This window comes from Chryseobacterium sp. (genome assembly GCF_022712095.1).
GTDB lineage: Bacteria > Bacteroidota > Bacteroidia > Flavobacteriales > Weeksellaceae > Chryseobacterium.
The window spans coordinates 1-17,823 of record NZ_JALAHD010000036.1 but is presented as its reverse complement, the minus strand read 5'-3'; the positions used below and the strand labels follow the sequence as shown (position 1 = coordinate 17,823).

Annotated in this window: 13 protein-coding genes and 1 tRNA gene; 10 read left to right on the top strand and 4 right to left on the bottom strand. The window is 35.1% G+C overall.

All coding sequences use genetic code 11. The annotated features are described in order from the left end of the window. The first annotated feature begins 1 nt into the window (after window position 1). The 4 genes from Q0A18_RS01750 to Q0A18_RS01735 all read left to right on the top strand — a co-directional run bounded on the left by Q0A18_RS01750 (window position 2) and on the right by Q0A18_RS01735 (window position 4,387). Window positions 2–1,144, top strand: coding sequence for an aldose epimerase family protein (locus tag Q0A18_RS01750; protein ID WP_292008446.1), 1,143 nt, complete (start codon window positions 2–4; stop codon window positions 1,142–1,144). Between the two features lie 340 nt (window positions 1,145–1,484). Beyond that, window positions 1,485–2,348, top strand: a complete 864-nt coding sequence (locus Q0A18_RS01745; protein ID WP_292008445.1) for a helix-turn-helix domain-containing protein — start codon at window positions 1,485–1,487, stop codon at window positions 2,346–2,348. A gap of 176 nt (window positions 2,349–2,524) precedes the next feature. Continuing rightward, the gene (locus Q0A18_RS01740) at window positions 2,525–3,442 is read left to right on the top strand and encodes an alpha/beta hydrolase (RefSeq protein WP_292008444.1); all 918 of its coding nucleotides are present in this window, start codon (window positions 2,525–2,527) and stop codon (window positions 3,440–3,442) included. A gap of 21 nt (window positions 3,443–3,463) precedes the next feature. Beyond that, the gene (locus Q0A18_RS01735) at window positions 3,464–4,387 is read left to right on the top strand and encodes an alpha/beta hydrolase (RefSeq protein ID WP_292008443.1); all 924 of its coding nucleotides are present in this window, start codon (window positions 3,464–3,466) and stop codon (window positions 4,385–4,387) included. A 162-nt stretch (window positions 4,388–4,549) separates the two neighbouring features. Here Q0A18_RS01735 and Q0A18_RS01730 read toward each other — a convergent pair. Then, window positions 4,550–4,626 (bottom strand) — tRNA-Arg (locus Q0A18_RS01730). Window positions 4,627–4,673: 47 nt separating this feature from the next. On the opposite strand from Q0A18_RS01730, the gene Q0A18_RS01725 reads away from it, so the two are divergent. The 3 genes from Q0A18_RS01725 to Q0A18_RS01715 are packed head-to-tail and all read left to right on the top strand — an operon-like array spanning window position 4,674 to window position 8,452. Then, window positions 4,674–5,720, top strand: coding sequence for an ABC transporter substrate-binding protein (locus tag Q0A18_RS01725; protein ID WP_292008442.1), 1,047 nt, complete (start codon window positions 4,674–4,676; stop codon window positions 5,718–5,720). A gap of 40 nt (window positions 5,721–5,760) precedes the next feature. Further along, a complete protein-coding gene (mtgA, locus tag Q0A18_RS01720) occupies window positions 5,761–6,405 on the top strand; it encodes a monofunctional biosynthetic peptidoglycan transglycosylase (protein WP_292008441.1) in 645 nt (214 codons plus the stop codon). Between the two features lie 13 nt (window positions 6,406–6,418). Further along, window positions 6,419–8,452 (top strand): recombinase, encoded by a 2,034-nt coding sequence (locus Q0A18_RS01715; RefSeq protein ID WP_292008440.1) that lies wholly within the window; start codon window positions 6,419–6,421, stop codon window positions 8,450–8,452. Here the strand turns inward: Q0A18_RS01715 and Q0A18_RS01710 are convergent. Genes Q0A18_RS01710 through Q0A18_RS01700 form a run of 3 tightly spaced genes read right to left on the bottom strand, consistent with a single transcriptional unit; the run spans window position 8,430 to window position 10,570 of the window. Next, the gene (locus tag Q0A18_RS01710) at window positions 8,430–8,726 is read right to left on the bottom strand and encodes a hypothetical protein (protein ID WP_292008439.1); all 297 of its coding nucleotides are present in this window, start codon (window positions 8,724–8,726) and stop codon (window positions 8,430–8,432) included. The two genes, Q0A18_RS01715 and Q0A18_RS01710, sit on opposite strands and share 23 nt — an antisense overlap. 5 nt (window positions 8,727–8,731) lie before the next feature. Next, window positions 8,732–9,811 (bottom strand): DNA replication/repair protein RecF, encoded by a 1,080-nt coding sequence (locus Q0A18_RS01705; protein WP_292008438.1) that lies wholly within the window; start codon window positions 9,809–9,811, stop codon window positions 8,732–8,734. A 3-nt stretch (window positions 9,812–9,814) separates the two neighbouring features. Then, window positions 9,815–10,570, bottom strand: coding sequence for a hypothetical protein (locus Q0A18_RS01700; protein WP_292008437.1), 756 nt, complete (start codon window positions 10,568–10,570; stop codon window positions 9,815–9,817). A gap of 18 nt (window positions 10,571–10,588) precedes the next feature. On the opposite strand from Q0A18_RS01700, the gene Q0A18_RS01695 reads away from it, so the two are divergent. From Q0A18_RS01695 to eco, 3 genes are all read left to right on the top strand, one after another. Further along, window positions 10,589–16,456, top strand: coding sequence for an alpha-2-macroglobulin family protein (locus Q0A18_RS01695; protein ID WP_292008436.1), 5,868 nt, complete (start codon window positions 10,589–10,591; stop codon window positions 16,454–16,456). 29 nt (window positions 16,457–16,485) lie between these two features. Continuing rightward, the gene (locus Q0A18_RS01690; RefSeq protein ID WP_292008435.1) at window positions 16,486–16,986 is read left to right on the top strand and encodes an ecotin family protein; all 501 of its coding nucleotides are present in this window, start codon (window positions 16,486–16,488) and stop codon (window positions 16,984–16,986) included. A 176-nt stretch (window positions 16,987–17,162) separates the two neighbouring features. Continuing rightward, a complete protein-coding gene (gene eco / locus Q0A18_RS01685) occupies window positions 17,163–17,651 on the top strand; it encodes a serine protease inhibitor ecotin (protein WP_292008434.1) in 489 nt (162 codons plus the stop codon). Window positions 17,652–17,823: the final 172 nt, after the last annotated feature.

Genomic DNA, 17,823 nt, shown 5'->3' with positions numbered 1-17,823 from the left:
TATTTTCATTTTATTATTTTTTAATATTTTCGGATATAAAAAAGAAAATAACAAACAAGATATTTCAGAAAAAATGGGGAATATACATACTTCAGACTATGGAATTACGCCCAAAGGCGATTCTATTAAAAAATATACTTTAAGCAATAAAAATGGGATGAAAGTTGAGGTCATCAACTTCGGAGGAATTATCACTTCCTTAACAGCACCCGATAAAAACGGGAAATATGAAGATGTGGTTCTGGGCTTTACAAAACCTGAAGACTATTTCAATAACAACTCGTATCATTTCGGAGCTTTAATCGGAAGATATGGCAACAGAATTGCCAACGCCCAATTCATACTGGAAGGTAAAGCATATAAAATCGATAAAAATGATGGTCCGAACAGCCTGCATGGAGGAAAAGAAGGATTTGATACCAGGTTCTGGAATATTGAAGTCTTAAAGGATACAAAATTTCCGACCTTGAAATTATCCTATACCAGTGCAGACGGTGAGGAAGGATATCCGGGACAGCTAACCACAACCGTTTTCTATACTCTTACAGACGACGATGCCCTGGAAATCTCCTATGAAGCCGAGACAGATAAACCTACTGTAGTGAATCTTACCCAACATTCTTATTTTAATCTGTCAGGAAACTTTACTAAAACAATTACCGATCATGAACTGCAGATCAATGCAGATTATTTTCTTCCGGTCAACGAAACCATGATTCCTACTGGTGAACAGAAAGCAGTAAAAGGAACTCCTTTTGATTTTACGTTTACAAAGTCCATCGGAAAAGATATCAATGCAGACGATGATCAGCTGAAAAAAGGAAAAGGATATGACCACAACTGGATCCTGAATGGAAAAGGACTCAGAAGTATCGCTAAAGTGTATCACCAGGAAACCGGAAGACACATGGAAGTCTTTACGGATAAACCCGGTGTGCAGTTTTATTCCGGAAATTCTCTTGACGGAAAGTTTGATACCAAAACCGGCGGAAAAAATGAATCCAGAACAGGGTTCTGCCTGGAAACACAGCATTTCCCGGATTCTCCTAACCAGCCTTCTTTTCCTTCTACAGAATTAAAGCCCGGACAGAAATACCAGTCGAAAACCATCTATAAATTCTCCGTTAAAAAGAATATAGGGTAAGAAATCTTATGGGAAAAACTTACTGAAGTAGAAGAAGTTCAGAGATTTTACCGTAGTCATGCTTGACAGTCTTAAAGAGGAAATGGGAAGTGCCTCATACAAAATGTCACTACTTACTGAGTGAGATTAAACGGGTAGAAATGATGACCCCACCTATTTTGGAAGAAAATATTGATGATCGAAGTTTATTCAAAATATATTTGGTGCATTAAAGTATATTGTTGTCATTTTTTAAATGGAAATAACTAAATCAGTAAAATGTATCCGTTTTACGATGAAATGTATCCTTATATTAGTGGATGAAGAATTTATTTTTGCATAAGCAAAATGTTAACAAGCAATGACCAATACAATATTTAATATAAAAGATTTCGCTTCCTATCTTAACGTTACCAAACCTAAGAATGAGGATCTGCTTATTATTAATTATGAAAATGAGGCTAATATAAGGTTGCACTCAGATTCCGTTACGATTGATTTTTATTTGTTGGCTTTAAAACCGCCTTTGGAAAAGAGCTTTAAAGAAATACAATTCATTGAAGATCAGGCAAAATCTTATATGTATGTCGATTGTCCTCAAAATAATTTGGATTGGGATATTAATGCTCCGAATTCAGGCTATAATATTTTCGTAAGTGCAAAATATGTCAATAAATTGGCTAAAGATTACAATTTTGTGCATTATAACAATCACGAAGCACTTTTTCTAACCACAGATGAGGAAGCGATTTTATGGGATTTATACAAAAAAGCGTACGATGAATTTCGGAAAGAATCTTACTCAAAAGATATCATAATGTCTTATATTGCTCTGATATTGTCTTATACACAAGTATTTTATGACCGACAATTTGATTCTAGGAGTAAAATATATGATTCTGTAATAGATAATTTTTATGAAAATCTAAAGAAATATTTTGGGAACAATAATGAAATTGCAGGGCTTCCTTCTGTCGCTTATTTTGCTCAGAAAGCCAATCTTTCGCCCAACTATTTTGGAGATTTAATTAAGCATTTCACGGGAGAATCACCGATTGAGCATATTCATACTTTTGTATTGAATCAGGCAAAAGACAAACTCAAAAATTCATCACTTTCTATCAGTGAGATTTCCTATAGTTTAGGTTTTGATTATCCTAATTATTTTGCAAGATTTTTCCGTAAGAAAACAGGTTTATCTCCAAAAGTCTTTAGGGGAATGTAACACTATAACTTACTAATTTCAAGACAGCAAACCAATAAGGTTGCTTTTTTTGTGCTGTAATTATTAATCAGTAAAATGTTTCCTTTTTTAAGTAATCTGTCTACGTTCGGAGGATGTAACTGTATCTAACTTTGTCTTATCAAAATAAAAAAAGTTTAATTAAAAAAGAAAATAGTATGTCACAACAAAAAATCAGTATCAACAACGGAAATGGTCAAGGAATTACTTTATCAGCTATTATCAATTTCCCTGAACGATTTGATGAAAACAAACAATATGCAGCCGTAGTGGTTTCTCATCCGGGAGGAGGTGTAAAAGAACAGACAGCCGGATTATATGCAAAAAAATTAGCTGAAAAAGGATTGATTACTATTGCTTATGACGCGTCATATCAGGGAGAAAGCACAGGCGAACCTCGTCAATTGGAAAATCCTTACATAAGAACGGAAGACGTGAGTGCAGTCGTAGATTATTTAACCACACTTTCTTATGTGGATGCAGAAAAAATCGGAGCAATGGGTATTTGTGCAGGTGCAGGTTATACAGCAAATGCGGCAATTAATGACCACCGTATCAAAGCTGTTGGATTGGTAAGCGCTGTAAATATCGGGTCTATGTTTCGTAATGGCTGGGAAAACAATGTAAAAGATGCAGAGGCAACGCCTTATTTGTTGGCTGGTGTAAATGCCAGAACGAGCGATGCAAAAGAAGGATTACAAACGATGCCTTTAGCTCCAATGAAAGAAGAAGATGCGCCCAATGAAGAATTGAGAGAAGCTTGGGAGTATTATCATACCGACCGTTGTCAATATCCAACTGCACCGGGATGGGCAACATTACGAAGTTTGACACAAATTATTACTTATGATGCCTACAACAAAGCCGAAGCATTTTTTACCCAACCTTTGTTGGCAATTGTAGGCAGCGTTGCAGGAAGCGCTTGGATGAGTGATGATTTATTAAAAATTGCCGCTACTGCAGACAAGAAAAAATATGTGATAGAAGGTGCCAATCATATGTCACTTTATGACAGAGAAAATTACGTGAACGAAGCCGTTTCTCAATTGGCTCCTTTCTTCGCTGAGAAATTATAATTCAAAATAAATTTAAAGGAAGTGAAAAAGACAGTAAAATATAAAGCTTTGTACTGGGATATAGCAGCCAATCTACTTTTCCCACCTGATTTTGATGAAAGCAAAAAATATCCAACCATTATTAGCACGCATCCCATTGGAAGCTGTAAAGAGCAGACTTCGGGTAGTGTCTATGGTCAGGCGCTTGCAGATGCAGGGTTTGTTGTACTCGTTCCAGATGCTTCATTTCAGGGTGAAAGTGGTGGTGAACCTCGATTGATGGAAAATCCCGCTTTCAGAGTTGAAGATTACAGATATGCTTGTGATTATTTGGTTACATTACCTTTTGTTGATGAAAACCGAATCGGTGTGTTGGGAATTTGTGGCGGTGGTGGTTACTCAATTAGTGCTGCCAAAACAGAACGTCGCCTCAAAGCGGTGGTAAGCATTACAGGTGTAAATTTTGGACGTCTTAGTCGTGAAGGATTTGCAGGATATAATCCAATTGATACACTTGAATCTATTGCTCAGCAACTTTCTGCCGAAGCACGAGGTGCACAACTGCAAGTCGATGGATTATTACCGCCATCCGTTGAAGAAGGTAAGAAAGCAGGAATTACAGATATTGATGTATTGGAAGCTACAGATTATTATAAAACTTCACGCGGAGCACAACCTAATGGAGCGACCAGTGCACTTTTTTCACATCGTGCCGTAGCAGTAGACTGGAATGCCTTTAGCAACGCCGAAACTCTACTTACACAGCCTTTATTGGTTGTCATTGGTGATAAGCCAGGTGGTTTCGGAGCTTATCGTGATGGACAGGAGATTTATGGTCGCGCAGCTTCCAAGAAGAAAGAAATAGTGGTCGTAGAAGGCTATTCGCATTATGATTTGTATGACAAGCCAGAACCTGTTAAACAAGCACTTGATAAGGTAATTCCGTTTTTTAGAGAAAATTTATAATCAATTGGGATTATATGAATATTTCTGCAGATTCTACGATTACATTTGGTCTTACAATCAATATTTTTTTATTTATAGGCAAATATTCAAATTGATATATAATCTTACGATAAAGAACTAATAAAAAAGCGCCACTAAAGACATGTGGCGCTATTTGGCTTTTGGTGACCTCGACAGGATTCAAACCTGTAACCTTCTGAGCCGTAATCAGATGCGCTATTCAGTTGCGCCACGAGGCCTTGTTTAAAGGTTTGCAAATATAGCATTTTTTTCTTTTCTTTGAAAGATGAAACTGAAAATTCTGCTATTAATTGCCTTTTGGACTCTAATTTCCTGTAAAAGAGAACAAAAAATATCATCTTCAGACTGGGCTTCGATTTCCGGTAGGTTGGAATATAAAGAAGAAACTGATGTTTTTAAATTAAAATCGGGAAATTTCACTTATGATTTCAAAGCTGATCAGCTTCCCTTTAAGAAAGTGATTATACTGAATGCAAGCATGATAGGATATATTTCTGAACTGGGATTAGAAAATACTTTAGTAGGAGTGTCCAGCCCGGAGTATATCTATTCCGATAAGGTAAAGCAATTAATTGCAGAGGGTAAAATCCAGAATATAGGAAGTGACCAGAAATATAATGTGGAGAAAATTATCTCTCTGCACCCTGATGTTATCTTCACAAATTATATAGCCAGTTTTGAGAATACATATCAGCTTTTGAAAAATAATGGTGTTCAGGTTGTTTTTCTGGATGAATATCTCGAGCAGAAGCCATTGGAAAGATCGGCTTATTTAAAGCTTTTCGGAGAATTATTGGGTAAAAATAAAGAAGCTGATGCACATTATCAGGAGATTGAAAAAAATTATAATGAGCTGAAGAAACTGGCGCTTACGGCAAAAGATAAACCTGTGGTTCTCGCTAATGAAATGTACGGGGATATCTGGTATCTTCCCGGAGGAAAGACCTATATGGCTAATTATATTTCAGATGCCAATGCAGATTATATTCTTGAAGATAATAAAGAAGAGAAGTCGGTTACAATGAGTTTTGAGGAAGTATATGCAAAATCTCAGAAGGTCAATTATTGGGTGAACGCAGGAAACCATATTTCAAAGAAAGAAATGTTAAATATCAATCCTCTGTATGGTAAACTGGAAGTGTTTAGAACAGGAATGGTGTATGGAATCGGCGGAAGGGAAAAAGGAAAATCCAATGATTTCTTTGAAAGTGGTGTTGTAAGATCAGATTGGGTGCTTAAAGATTATATTAAAATATTCCATCCCGAACTTTTACCGGATGATCAGCTTACCTACATGAAAGAATTGCAATAACTCAGAGGATTTTGTTTATTTTTGCAGAACGTTCTAAGTTATGTGGAAAAAAGTAAAACAACTAATATTACTGGTTCTGGTATTGAATATCGTATTCATTATCGGAGGTAGATTTTTTAATCCTCCTATTACGATCACCCAGTTGGGAGGGCTTTTTGAATACGGTAAACTGCACAGAGACTATATTTCGTATGATGAAATGGGTGACAATGTAAAAAAGGCGGTTATTGCTTCCGAAGATCAGAAATTCTTTACCCATAATGGGTTTGATTATGATGCTATAGAAAAAGCAATGAAAAGTAATGAAGCCGGTAAAAAACTGAGAGGAGGAAGTACCATTTCCCAGCAGACCGCTAAGAATGTTTTTTTATGGCAGGGAAGGAGCTGGTTCAGAAAAGGACTGGAAACGGTTTATACATTCATTATCGAAAAAGCCTGGGGAAAAGATGTCATCTTGGAAAGATACCTGAACTCCATTGAAATGGGACAGGGAGTATTCGGAATAGAAGCTGCTGCCCAGTACTATTTCGGAAAATCTTCCAAAGACCTTACGAAATCTGAAGCGGCATGGATAGCGGCTGTATTACCTAATCCGAAGAAGTATGATCCTAAAAATCCATCGTCCTATCTTACCGGGAAACATAACTGGATTATGAGGCAGATGAGGAATGTAAGTTTGAAATAGTATCTTTGTACTAATGAAGTTTTTCAATACAAACACAAAAGGTTTTGAAAATGTTCTTAAAAAATACTTTTCATTTAAGAACGAAACACTTTCTCTGGACCCGTTTACGGAGTTTCTGGAAAGTGTAAAAAAGGCGGATTTTACAGACGTCCTCAACTTTTTAAAAACAAATCCTGATTACGCCGTTAATTTCAGGCATTATATCCATAATATATTCGATGGCAGACCTTTTAATCTGTCACTTACCGAAGCCAATATTCTGTCTGAGAATGCTTTTATTCCTGAGCTAAAGAAAAGGATTCTTAATAAATTATTACCTCCTGTAGAAAATGAGAATACAGTTTGGTATCTTATTGATAACGTAAGTTTAACACCTAAAAAGGACCTTGAATTTCTTCATAACCTTCCGGAAAATGAACTAAATGAATTTCTTGAGCTTTTAGGAGCGTCAGATTTCATTATCAAACCCAATGTAAAGCAGGAGCTTATATTTTCCATGAATATTCTTTCCTGGCGCGCTACCGGAATGGCAATGGAAGTGGAGGTGGTAAGAATGGCACCCGAATACAGAAATCTGGATAATCCTTTCTTGGCGCTTCAGAATGAACTGGAAAGCTTAGCGGAAGAACTTAATAAAAACCCTGAACTTCAGCTGCATTCAAAAGACAGCAACTATAAGCAGATCAAAATATATGTTCAGCAATGTGAAGAATTTGTAAATATTGCATTTAAAAACTCTTCCAAATATGGAATTTCAGGAAAGATCAATCAGTCTCTTCTGAAAATCCGTCAGCAGATACGGCGTATTTTTGAAATCGTACAATTGTTGGTGATTGACAATGAAAACGAAATTGTCGATAATTCCAAGCAGATGATTTTCAATATTATAAAGTATAAATCATATAAGAATAATATAACGGAACTTATCAATGACAGTACAAGGCTGATCTCTCATCTGATAACCAACCATACGGCGGAAACAGGAAGCCACTATATAACCTCCAACCGTAAGCAATACATGAAGATGTTTTATAAAGCGAGTGGTGGCGGAATTGTGGTAGGAGCTTTATGTGTTCTTAAAATGTTGTATGGCTATATTCCTGGAAGTGATTTCTCTCACGCATTTTTATACTCTTTAAATTATGCGATGGGATTCGTAATGATCTATCTGATGGGCTTTACGCTGGCTACCAAACAGCCGGCAATGACCGCGGCTACAATGACCAAAGTATTGTCTGAAGAAGGAAACGGAAAGCGAAACAATACCGAATTTGCTGACCTTGTTTCCAAATTATTCCGAAGTCAGTTTATCGCATTTGTAGGGAATGTTTTACTTGCTTTCCCTGTTGCATTGGCAATTATATATGGTTTAGATGTATTTTTCTCACAAAATATGGCGGTGGACAGAGCAGACAAACTGCTTAAAGATTTGGACCCTGTAAAATCCAAAGCTATTCTGCATGCCAGTATTGCAGGTTTTTATCTGTTTATTTCAGGAATTATCTCTGGAAATATTGGAAATAATTCGATATTTTACCAGATTCCGGATAGAATAGCTAAAAGTGTATTTATCCGAAAATTATTCGGAGTGAAATTTGCTAAGAGCCTTTCCAAATATTACGCAAAAAACTGGGCCGGAATTGTATCTAACTTCTGGTTTGGAGTATTCCTTGGAGCTACAGCACCGATAGGAATGTTCTTCGGCCTGGATCTGGATATTCGTCACATCACCTTTGCTGCAGGTAACTTTGCACTTGGCCTGTACGGAAAAGATTTTTCAGTAGATTCTTATACTTTCTGGATTTCTTTTGTAACTGTTTTCCTGATAGGATTTTTTAATTTCCTTGTGAGCTTTGGGCTGTCAATGTCTTTGGCATTCAGATCAAGGAAGATGAATTTTGGTCAGGTAAGTGAAATCTATAAAGAGATTTTTAAATATTTTACCAAACATCCTCTTAAATTTTTTATTCCTTTACGTTCAAAACTTGATAAAAATGCCAATGATCTTGTAAGTAAGACGATGCCTACAAAACCTGAAGATCATTAAATTTTTCAGAACCAAATTTGTCCTGAAACTTTTTAAGATAAAAGCTTTTTCGCATTTTGAAGTCATTTTTCAAAAGAGGAGAACTTATTTTAATAATAATGTTTTTATTCTTAATATCTACACTGATGATTTCATTGAACAGGCTTTCATCAAGATAATCATGGAGGAAATCCTTAATTTCAAACGCAACTAATTTATCTTCAAAACCATAGATTCTGGCAAAAGATTTTACAAGCTCTGAAGACTGGAATTCTCTTTTTTTACTTCTTTTCATGATGACTAAATCTCAAAAATAATACTTTCCTCATTGATTTTCTTTACTACACTTTCCGTTCTTTCCTTATGAGTATCCGTAATAAAAATCTGTCCAAAATTTTCTTTGTTAACCAGTTCAATAAGTTGTGAAACCCTTTGGTCATCTAACTTATCAAAAATATCATCCAATAGCAGAATAGGAGTTTTCCCAGCCAGTTTTTTCACAAGATTCATCTGAGCTAGTTTCAGAGAAATAAGGAAAGACTTTTGCTGTCCCTGCGAACCGATCTTTTTAATCAGAATATGATCCATCTCAAAAAGAAGATCATCTTTGTGAATTCCTTTTGAAGTATAGGTAAGCATCCGGTCTCTTTCTATGCTTTCTTGTAATAAGTTTTCAAAAGAATTCTCAAGCAGGTGGGATTCATAAATCACCGAAACCATTTCTTTTCCTCCCGAAATAATCTGATAAAAATTCTGAATAATAGGGTTAAGTTTTTCAACAAATTCTTTTCTCTTTTCAAAAATTTTGGTTCCGAACCGGGTAATAGGATCATCATATATTTCCAGGGCATCCTTATCAAAAGTCCTGTTTTTTGCAAAATATTTTAATAAGGCATTTCTTTGCTGAACGGCCTTTTGGTACTGAATAAGATCAAAAAGATATTCCGAGTCTGTCTGGGAAATCATCGCATCCAGAAACTTCCTTCGGCTTTCTCCGGAATCTGAAATCAGATTGGAATCATAAGGTGAGATCATTACGCTGGGCAGGTATCCGATGTGATCCGCCATCCTGTCATAGCTTTTATCATTTTTCTTAATGATTTTCTTGGATTCTCTGGGCTGAAAGATCTTAATGATATCTTCACTTTCATCGTTTTGAATTTCCGCATCGATCGTAAAGAAATCTTCATCTTTCATAATATTATTAAGGTCTGTATTTCCTAAAAAACTTTTTCCGACTGAAAGATAATGTAATGCATCAAGGATATTGGTTTTTCCAACACCGTTATTTCCAACAAAGCAATTGATCTGCGGGGAAAATTCAAATACTTTTTCTGAATGGTTTTTAAAATTGTATACAGAAAGTTTCTTAATAATCATGATTCAAAAATACTTCATTATTCCTAAAAATAAAAAAGGAAGTGAAGAACAGGTTTCCACACCGAATGAAAAATAGAGTTTATTCCTTTTATTTTCAGAGTAATAGATGAGAATATAAGTAATGCAGCCTGCTATAAAAAAAGCTGTCGCATATGCAGGTTCCAGATATAGGCTGGCAATCATCATGCTCAGGAAGACCAGAAAATAAGCAATATTTTTAGTATGCTGAACTCCTATTAATTTTGGAAAGGTTTCAATCGTATCATTATTCATATCACGGATGTCAAAAGGAAGTACCAGAGCCGTGATATAAAAGAAACTGATGAGGAAAATAGGAAGGTCAAATTCAGGTAAGGTAAGCCAGCAATTGACTAACGCCCAAACCAATCCTACATAGAAAACCTTTAATAACGGAATTTTACGGATATAGATGTCAAGGAAAAAACTGTTGTAAAGAAGTCCTAAAACGACAATAATGAACCATTTGATGAGCCTGACTTCATTGTGGTTGATGATAATTAAACATGCACAGATTATTCCTGCAATCGCATTAATAATCAATATTCTTTTAAAATATTTTGTTTTTTGGTATTTTGTATAAAGATAACCGCTGAAATAAGTAATGAAAATTAAGAATATACTAGGGAAACGGAACGTCTTTTGCTCTTCCATGAAAAATACTGCGAAAAGAGTTCCCATAAGGGAGACATATAACTGGCTATCTATAACAGTTTTTTTCAGTATTTTTAAAAAATTCATTGATCAAAAATAATATATATGAAAAGATTTTACAAGACTTTTGTGCTTTTGCTTTCTATGCTGAGTTTCTCATTAATTTCTGCCCAGAAATATTATGAGGATCAGTGGAAAAAGATTGCTGATAACAGTGAAAAAGGAGCTTATAAATCTAATCTTCCTATCGTTTTAGAAATACAGAATCAGGCTATGAAAGAAAATAATGTATTACAGCTTATCAATTCTTTGAAAGCAGAATTTAGTATTGTAAACAGAACAGGAGATGATGATCAGAATAATGCAGCATCTCAGTTTTTCAGTAAACTTCAGGATACCGAGAAAAAGCTGAAAGGAGAAGAAAAGCTGGTTTATCAGGTTTTGCTGAGTGGTTTTTTCATGGATTATTACAATACGAATGCCTGGAAAATAAATGGGAGAACCAATATCAATTCGCAGGATGTTTCACAGATAGAAACCTGGAGTAAACTTGATTTTAAAAATTATCTTGAGAGTAATTTTCAGGAGCTTGATAAGCAGAAACCCGAGATGGGGAAAATAGCTCTGTCCAAATACCAAAAAATTTTTTCAGATACGAAAAATATAAATTATTTCCCTAGTTTACTGGATTGGTATGGCCTTAAGAAAATTAATTTTTTATCTAACAGGAATCTTTTTACTAAAAATGAACTTAATGCCAATCAAAGTCAGATCAATGCTGTTTATGATGAATTGATTGCAAAGAATACCGGAAATTCAAAACTCTATTTTACCCATCAGAAAATATTGCAGAATTGTAGTATTAATGAATGTAAAGATAAAATGGAGAAGTTGCAGAACCTCGTTGATTCTGATACGGAAGGGGATTATAAAGTGCTGATCCTGGAAGGACTGATGCAGGAATACATGGATAAGCAGGAGATGAAACAAGCCTTGAATATCGCAGATCAGACTAAAAATAAATACCCGAAGTCTTTATTCATTGAAAATATTAAAAATAAAGAAGCACAGATTCTTAATCCTTCACTGAATATTAGATATGAAAGACAGACTCAAACCAATAAGCCTGTTCATATTGTAGCAGAATATAAAAATGTAGCTGAGTTTGATCTGAATATTTATGAAGTAAAAGATGATTTTACATCATTCATGCAGTATGCGGGAAATTCTTACAGCAATGCTTTTGGAAAGATAAATAAAAGGCTGGTAAGAAAAGAAACATACCATCTGTCTGATCTGAAAGATTATCAGCTGCATAAAACATCACTGGAAATCAAGTCGCTTCCTTCCGGAATTTATGTGGTTGATTATCAGGTGAAAGGGCAAGGAGTAGGGGACGGTAATGCGTCGAATCAGAATTTCTACTTTTTGGTTTCTAATAATCGAATCATTTATCAAACCAAGACGGACAGAAACCAGCTTTCCAATGAACTGAAATTAGTAAATAGTGAGACAGGAAAACCTCAGGCTAATCAGAATCTGGCTTTTTATGAATTTATAGCGAATAAGACATTTAATAAAACTGAGGGAAAAACTGATGCTCAGGGAGTATTTAAATTTCCAGCAGGTAAAACCAAAGAATATTACAGGGTTTATTTGATTCAGCATCCCGGATCCAATGATTTTCAAATGATGCAGGTATACGGAGATAATAATGTTGCAGATTATAATCCTAATAAAGATGACCGTACAAAGACTCAGATTTTTACAGACCGTGCTATCTATAGACCGGGACAGATTATCTATTTTAAAGTCATCAATACTAAACTCAGTAAAGAAACAGAATCTGTGGCTTCAGGGGTAAAACAGAAAATAACTTTACTGGATGCCAATAATCAGGAAGTTTCTTCACAAAGCTTTATGACCAATGAATTCGGATCTTATCATGGAAGCTTTATACTTCCTAAAGGAAAGCTCAACGGGGTGTTTTATTTGAGAACCGACGGTTCAGCTGAAGCGGGATATAAAGATCTAAGAGTCGAAGAATATAAAAGGCCAAAATTCGAACTTAGTTTCGATCCTGTAAAAGACGAATATAAATATGGACAAAGCATAGAGTTAAAAGGAAAGGCAATGATGTTTTCAGGAGTTCCTTTAAGTAATACCAATGTAAATTATGAAATCAAAAAACATAATATCCGATGGAGGTATTTCTGGTGGTATCCTCAGGATAACAGCAGTGAGAACTCTATTTTAGGAGAAGTAAAAACTAATGATCAGGGAGAATTTGTGATCCGTCTGGAACTTAAAAAAGATGAAAAACTAGAAGGAATTCAGGTAGATAATTATGAAATTAACGCTTCTGTAACGGATATTAATGGAGAGACGCAATCTACCAATACCCAACTTAAAGTAGCATCGGTTTCCCATTATATTAAAGCTGATGAAATAAAAAATACGTTAGGAAACGAAGCGGTTAAAATAAAAGTTGAAACTAAAAACTATAACGATCAGGATCTTCAGAAATCTTACCAGGTGAAACTTTCGAAACTGGAAGCTCCCGATAGAATTTTCAGAGATAACTTTCAGATGGCAGTTCAGGATCTTCCTCAGTTCTCAAAAAGTGAATTTGTAAATAAATTCCCTCATGACCGTTTTGATAAGAATGATGAAATTAAAAACTGGAAATCTAAGATTGTTTCAATCAAAACAGGACAACCCGGAGTTTTGGATCTCGGTAAGCTGGAAGCCGGAGATTATCAGCTGGAATTATATAATATTGAAGGAAAAGATACGATCAGAACATCTCAGAACTTCAGTGTATGGGATCAGCGTTTCCTGAAATCAGATCAGAAAACATTTTTAACGGTTGTAGGTCCTAAGGATAAAGTGACAAGAGGAGGAAAAGCAAAGCTGTACGTGTATTCTGCTGTTCCTGATGCGCTGGTGAATATCTTTGTACAGGATGGTTCCGGGAAAACGGTTTACGAATTTCAAAAACTGAAAAATGGAATGCTTGAATATACAGCTGTAATTCCTACTGATAAGAGTATTTCCAACCTGAATATTCAGTTCCAGATTGTTGCTTTTAATGATGTTCAGACTCAAAATATTAATTTGGAAATTAAAGATACGGAACAGCCTTTAAGAATAGAAACTATTACATTCAGAGATAAGCTGGAGCCGAATTCAAAAGAGAAATGGTCCGTAAAAGTGCTGGGGAATGACAAAGAAAAGGTCAATGCAGAAGTATTGGCTAATATGTATGATATGTCGCTTGATCAGTTTGCAGTTAATAATTTTAACTGGCAGAATTTATACACTACTTATTCTATAATCTCTTCTTATGATATAAATCAATATCTTGAACAAAAATATTATTATAAGAGACTGCCTTATTTTACCCCTGCTAATGTAGGGATCCCAGGATTTAACTGGTTTGATTACCGTCTTTATAATGATGGAATGGCTATTAATGCGCTACAAGGGGATGTTGCAGGTATTAATGTAAGAGGAAACGTTGCATATAAAAGTGCACTTCCGCCCTCTCCGGCAGCTGCTCCTAGGGAAGAACGTGTATTAATGGAAACGTCTGTAACTAAAGCTGAGGCAGCTGCCGATACAGCGGCAGGAGGTCAGAAGGAAGATCTGGAAAAGGTGCCTGTTCGCCAAAACCTCAATGAAACGGCTTTTTTCTATCCTGATTTAAAAACAGATGCAGAAGGAAATGTACATTTTGAATTTACTTCTCCTGAAGCGCTTACCAAATGGAAGCTGATGTTCCTGGCTCATACTAAAGATGCAAGAGCAGCCACATTGGAAAAAGAAGTGATTACCCAAAAAGAGTTTTCGGTTACTCCTAATTATCCAAGATTTTTAAGAGAAGGGGATGAACTGAATCTTCAGTCCAAGCTATCTAATCTTACAGATAAAAAACTTAGCGGGACGGCGCAGGTTCAGGTTTTAGATGCTCTTACCAATGAGGATATTTCTTCTAAATTTGGATTAAATGCCATATCTCAGCAGTTTAACCTTAGTGAAAAAGGAAACTCTGTCGTAACATGGAAGATTAAAGTTCCGGATGCTGTGTCTTCTATTATTTTAAAAGTGGTGGCAAAAGCAGGAGCTTATTCTGATGGGGAGCAGCAGGCAATTGCAGTCCTTCCTAACAGGATGCTGGTTACTGATGCTGTCCCGGTATTCGTAAAAGAAGGTGAAACAAAAACTTTTGTGCTTGATCATCTTAAAAATAACAATTCAGCAACGGTTTCCAGTGTGTCTAATACATTGGAACTTACCACTAACCCTATATGGGAAATCATGTTTGCTTTGCCAAGCCTGAAAAATGATCAGGATACTTCAGCAGATGTTATTTTCAATAAATGGTTTGCAGATGTGCTGGCTTCGGAGATCTTTAAAGCAAATCCGAAAATGAAAACTGTTTTTGAAGAATATCAGAATAAAGGGTTATTGCAATCAAATCTTGATAGAAATCAGGAATTGAAACAGTTGCTACTGGAAGAAACCCCTTGGGTATTGGAAAGTAAAAATGAAGAAGAACAGATGCAGAAACTGGCCCTGTTATTTGATGCCAATACGATGAAAAATTCTATTAATCAGGATTGGGATGATTTTAAAAAACTTCAGAATCCCGATGGTGGATTTTCTTGGTATTCAGGTTACCCGAGTTCGTATGGAGTTTCTCTGTATATTCTTAAAAACTTAGGAAAAATAAATTTATGGCTAAAGGATAATACGAAAGATTATCAGACTTCCTCCCAGAATGAAATGGTTTCTAAATTGATTCAGTATGTTGATAATGAAATTGGTAAATACTGGAATGATAAAAAAGAAAATATTTGGAATAACTGGACTCTGGATTATCTTAATACCCGTAATTACTGGGAAAAACAATATCCTTTAAAAGGAGAAGGAGCTGTTTTAAAATCATTGGTAAAACAGAAAGCAAAAACGGCTAAAATCACAGACTTTACATTCTTTGGGCTGCATCGTACTGCTTTATTAATGAATGATTATGGATTAAAAGATGTTTCAGATAAATTAATGAATTACCTCAAAGAAACCTCTACGGAGACCAAAACACAAGGTGTATATTGGAAACAGAATTTAGATGATTGGGGATGGTTCGGTTCAAAAGTGGTGAATCATGCCGGAGTATTAGAAGCATTTAATCGGCTGAAATCGAATGATCAGAACTTTATTGAAGAAATGAAAATCTGGCTGGTAACTCAAAAAGAGGTCAATTCCTGGGGGAATTCCAGAAATACGGCGGAAGTTATTTTTACCATTATGAATTCAGGAAAATCATGGACAGATTCTGAAAGCGATAAAGCTACCATTGTTTGGGGAGGAAAAGAACTGAAACCTCAGACTCAGGCTACAGGGTATGTGAAATCTGTGGTAAGAACTGATCATGTAGATAAAAATTTAAGTTCCGTAACGGTAACCAAGCCCGGGCCGGGAATTGTTCAGGGAGGATTATTCTGGCAGTATTATGAAGATCTGGATAAAATAAAATCTTCAGAAAATTATATTTCGATCACCAAAGAATTCTATAAAAAAGTAAAAACAGCTAATGGAGAAGAATTGTATAAAATAGATTCAGCTTCCCCTCTGAAATTAGGAGATAAAGTAACTGTCAGGATGATCCTGAATACCGACCGTGCGATGGAATATATCCATATCAAAGATATGAGAGCCGCAGGCTTTGAACCTGTAGATGTGTTGTCCGGATACCAGTGGAAAAATAATCTGGGATACTATCAATCTGCCAAAGATGCCTCCACTAATTTCTATATTCAATATATGCCGAAAGGAAAATATGTATTTGAATATGATGTGGTCGTTAATGCTTCAGGAAAGTTTTCCAATGGAATTACTACGATGCAGAATTATTATGCACCGCAAATGAATGCTCATACCAAAGGTTCGGAGGTCAAAGTTTCGGAATAGTATTTGTACATACTTAGACTAAAACATACATGATGAAAATATTGAAAACAGTTGTTGCATCCGTCCTATTATTAGGAGCCAATGCTTATTATGCCCAGACAAAGAATAACGGATCCGTAAAATTAGTGGAGAGTGGAAACTATCCTAGAGTGCCCGAAGGCTATAAACGAATGCTTATTAAGCTGCCTGCCGTTCAAAATGAAAAAGATTTAAGAATAGAGATTTTAATCGGAAAAAACATAAATGCAGATGTTTGTAATGAATTCGGTATGGAGGGAAGTATTCAATTAGAAGAAACTTTTGATAAAAAGGGTATTGTTTATGAGCACTATAAAGCAAAAGACGTTAATGTGATACAAACCCTGATGTTGTGCGGAGATAATAAAAAAGTCAAAAAATTCGTATCAATTGGAAAGACTATTTATTATTCAAGTAAACTCCCGATAGCAATAGATGTTCCTAAAGACATGGAGGTGAGCTATAAAATTTTGCGTGTAGATAAGGAAGTTAAAGTCACAGAAAAGTTCTAGTTTAAATATAGAAAAGACCTTTATTCACTAATGAAGGTCTTTTTTTTTATTTTATAACTGATTCTTAATAAGAAATATATGTTATAAAATATATATCAATATTTAAATATCATAAAATATTTTTGTGTTTTGGAATGATTTTTGGCTTTAAGAATTAACTTAAAAAACAAAAAGAAATGAAATTTTTAAAGACTTTGATTACTGGAGTTGTATTGGTAGTAGGAGTAAACGCTTTTGCACAGAAAAAAGCAGAAAAGTTTGAGAAACTGGAAATCGAAATGTTCCCTAAAGCAAAGGATGGATATAAGCAGGTTTATATTCAGCTGCCTATTGCAAAAAATGAAGAAGATCTGAAAGTAGAATTTTTTGTAGGAATGGAAAAAATGCTGGATTGTAATAATCATGCTTTAATGGGAGAGGTCAAAACTCAGGATTTAGAAGGTTGGGGGTACAATTACTATGAAGTAGAATCAAAAGGAGAAACCAGAGGGACTATGATGGGTTGCCCGGATAATAAACTTACGAAAAAGTTTGTGACTCTTCAGCCGGAAATTGTGAGATATAACAGTAAGCTTCCTTTAGTATTTTATGTACCTAAAAATTTGGAAGTACGTTACAGAGTTTTACGTCCGGATCATACCATGAAGAAAGCTGTAGAAAGATAATTTGATATGATGTAAAGAATTCCCTTACAGAGCCTTCTGTGAGGGATATTTTTTTTAATACGTCGATATTTAATTATAGATTAAACGATTCTCTGAAAGAACTTATTTCATTGAAAAACAAGATTAAACTTATTTTAAACTTATAATTGCTGTTTTTTTAAATTTGCTATTC

Bases quoted from the DNA above. Each gene is read 5' to 3' on its own strand.
- Q0A18_RS01745 (WP_292008445.1), top strand. From the start codon at position 1,485: ATGACCAATACAATATTTAATATAAAAGATTTCGCTTCCTATCTTAAC.
- Q0A18_RS01740 (WP_292008444.1), top strand. From the start codon at position 2,525: ATGTCACAACAAAAAATCAGTATCAACAACGGAAATGGTCAAGGAATT.
- Q0A18_RS01725 (WP_292008442.1), top strand. From the start codon at position 4,674: ATGAAACTGAAAATTCTGCTATTAATTGCCTTTTGGACTCTAATTTCC.
- mtgA (WP_292008441.1), top strand. From the start codon at position 5,761: ATGTGGAAAAAAGTAAAACAACTAATATTACTGGTTCTGGTATTGAAT.
- Q0A18_RS01715 (WP_292008440.1), top strand. From the start codon at position 6,419: ATGAAGTTTTTCAATACAAACACAAAAGGTTTTGAAAATGTTCTTAAA.
- Q0A18_RS01710 (WP_292008439.1), bottom strand. From the start codon at position 8,726: ATGAAAAGAAGTAAAAAAAGAGAATTCCAGTCTTCAGAGCTTGTAAAA.
- Q0A18_RS01705 (WP_292008438.1), bottom strand. From the start codon at position 9,811: ATGATTATTAAGAAACTTTCTGTATACAATTTTAAAAACCATTCAGAA.
- Q0A18_RS01700 (WP_292008437.1), bottom strand. From the start codon at position 10,570: ATGAATTTTTTAAAAATACTGAAAAAAACTGTTATAGATAGCCAGTTA.
- Q0A18_RS01695 (WP_292008436.1), top strand. From the start codon at position 10,589: ATGAAAAGATTTTACAAGACTTTTGTGCTTTTGCTTTCTATGCTGAGT.
- Q0A18_RS01690 (WP_292008435.1), top strand. From the start codon at position 16,486: ATGATGAAAATATTGAAAACAGTTGTTGCATCCGTCCTATTATTAGGA.
- eco (WP_292008434.1), top strand. From the start codon at position 17,163: ATGAAATTTTTAAAGACTTTGATTACTGGAGTTGTATTGGTAGTAGGA.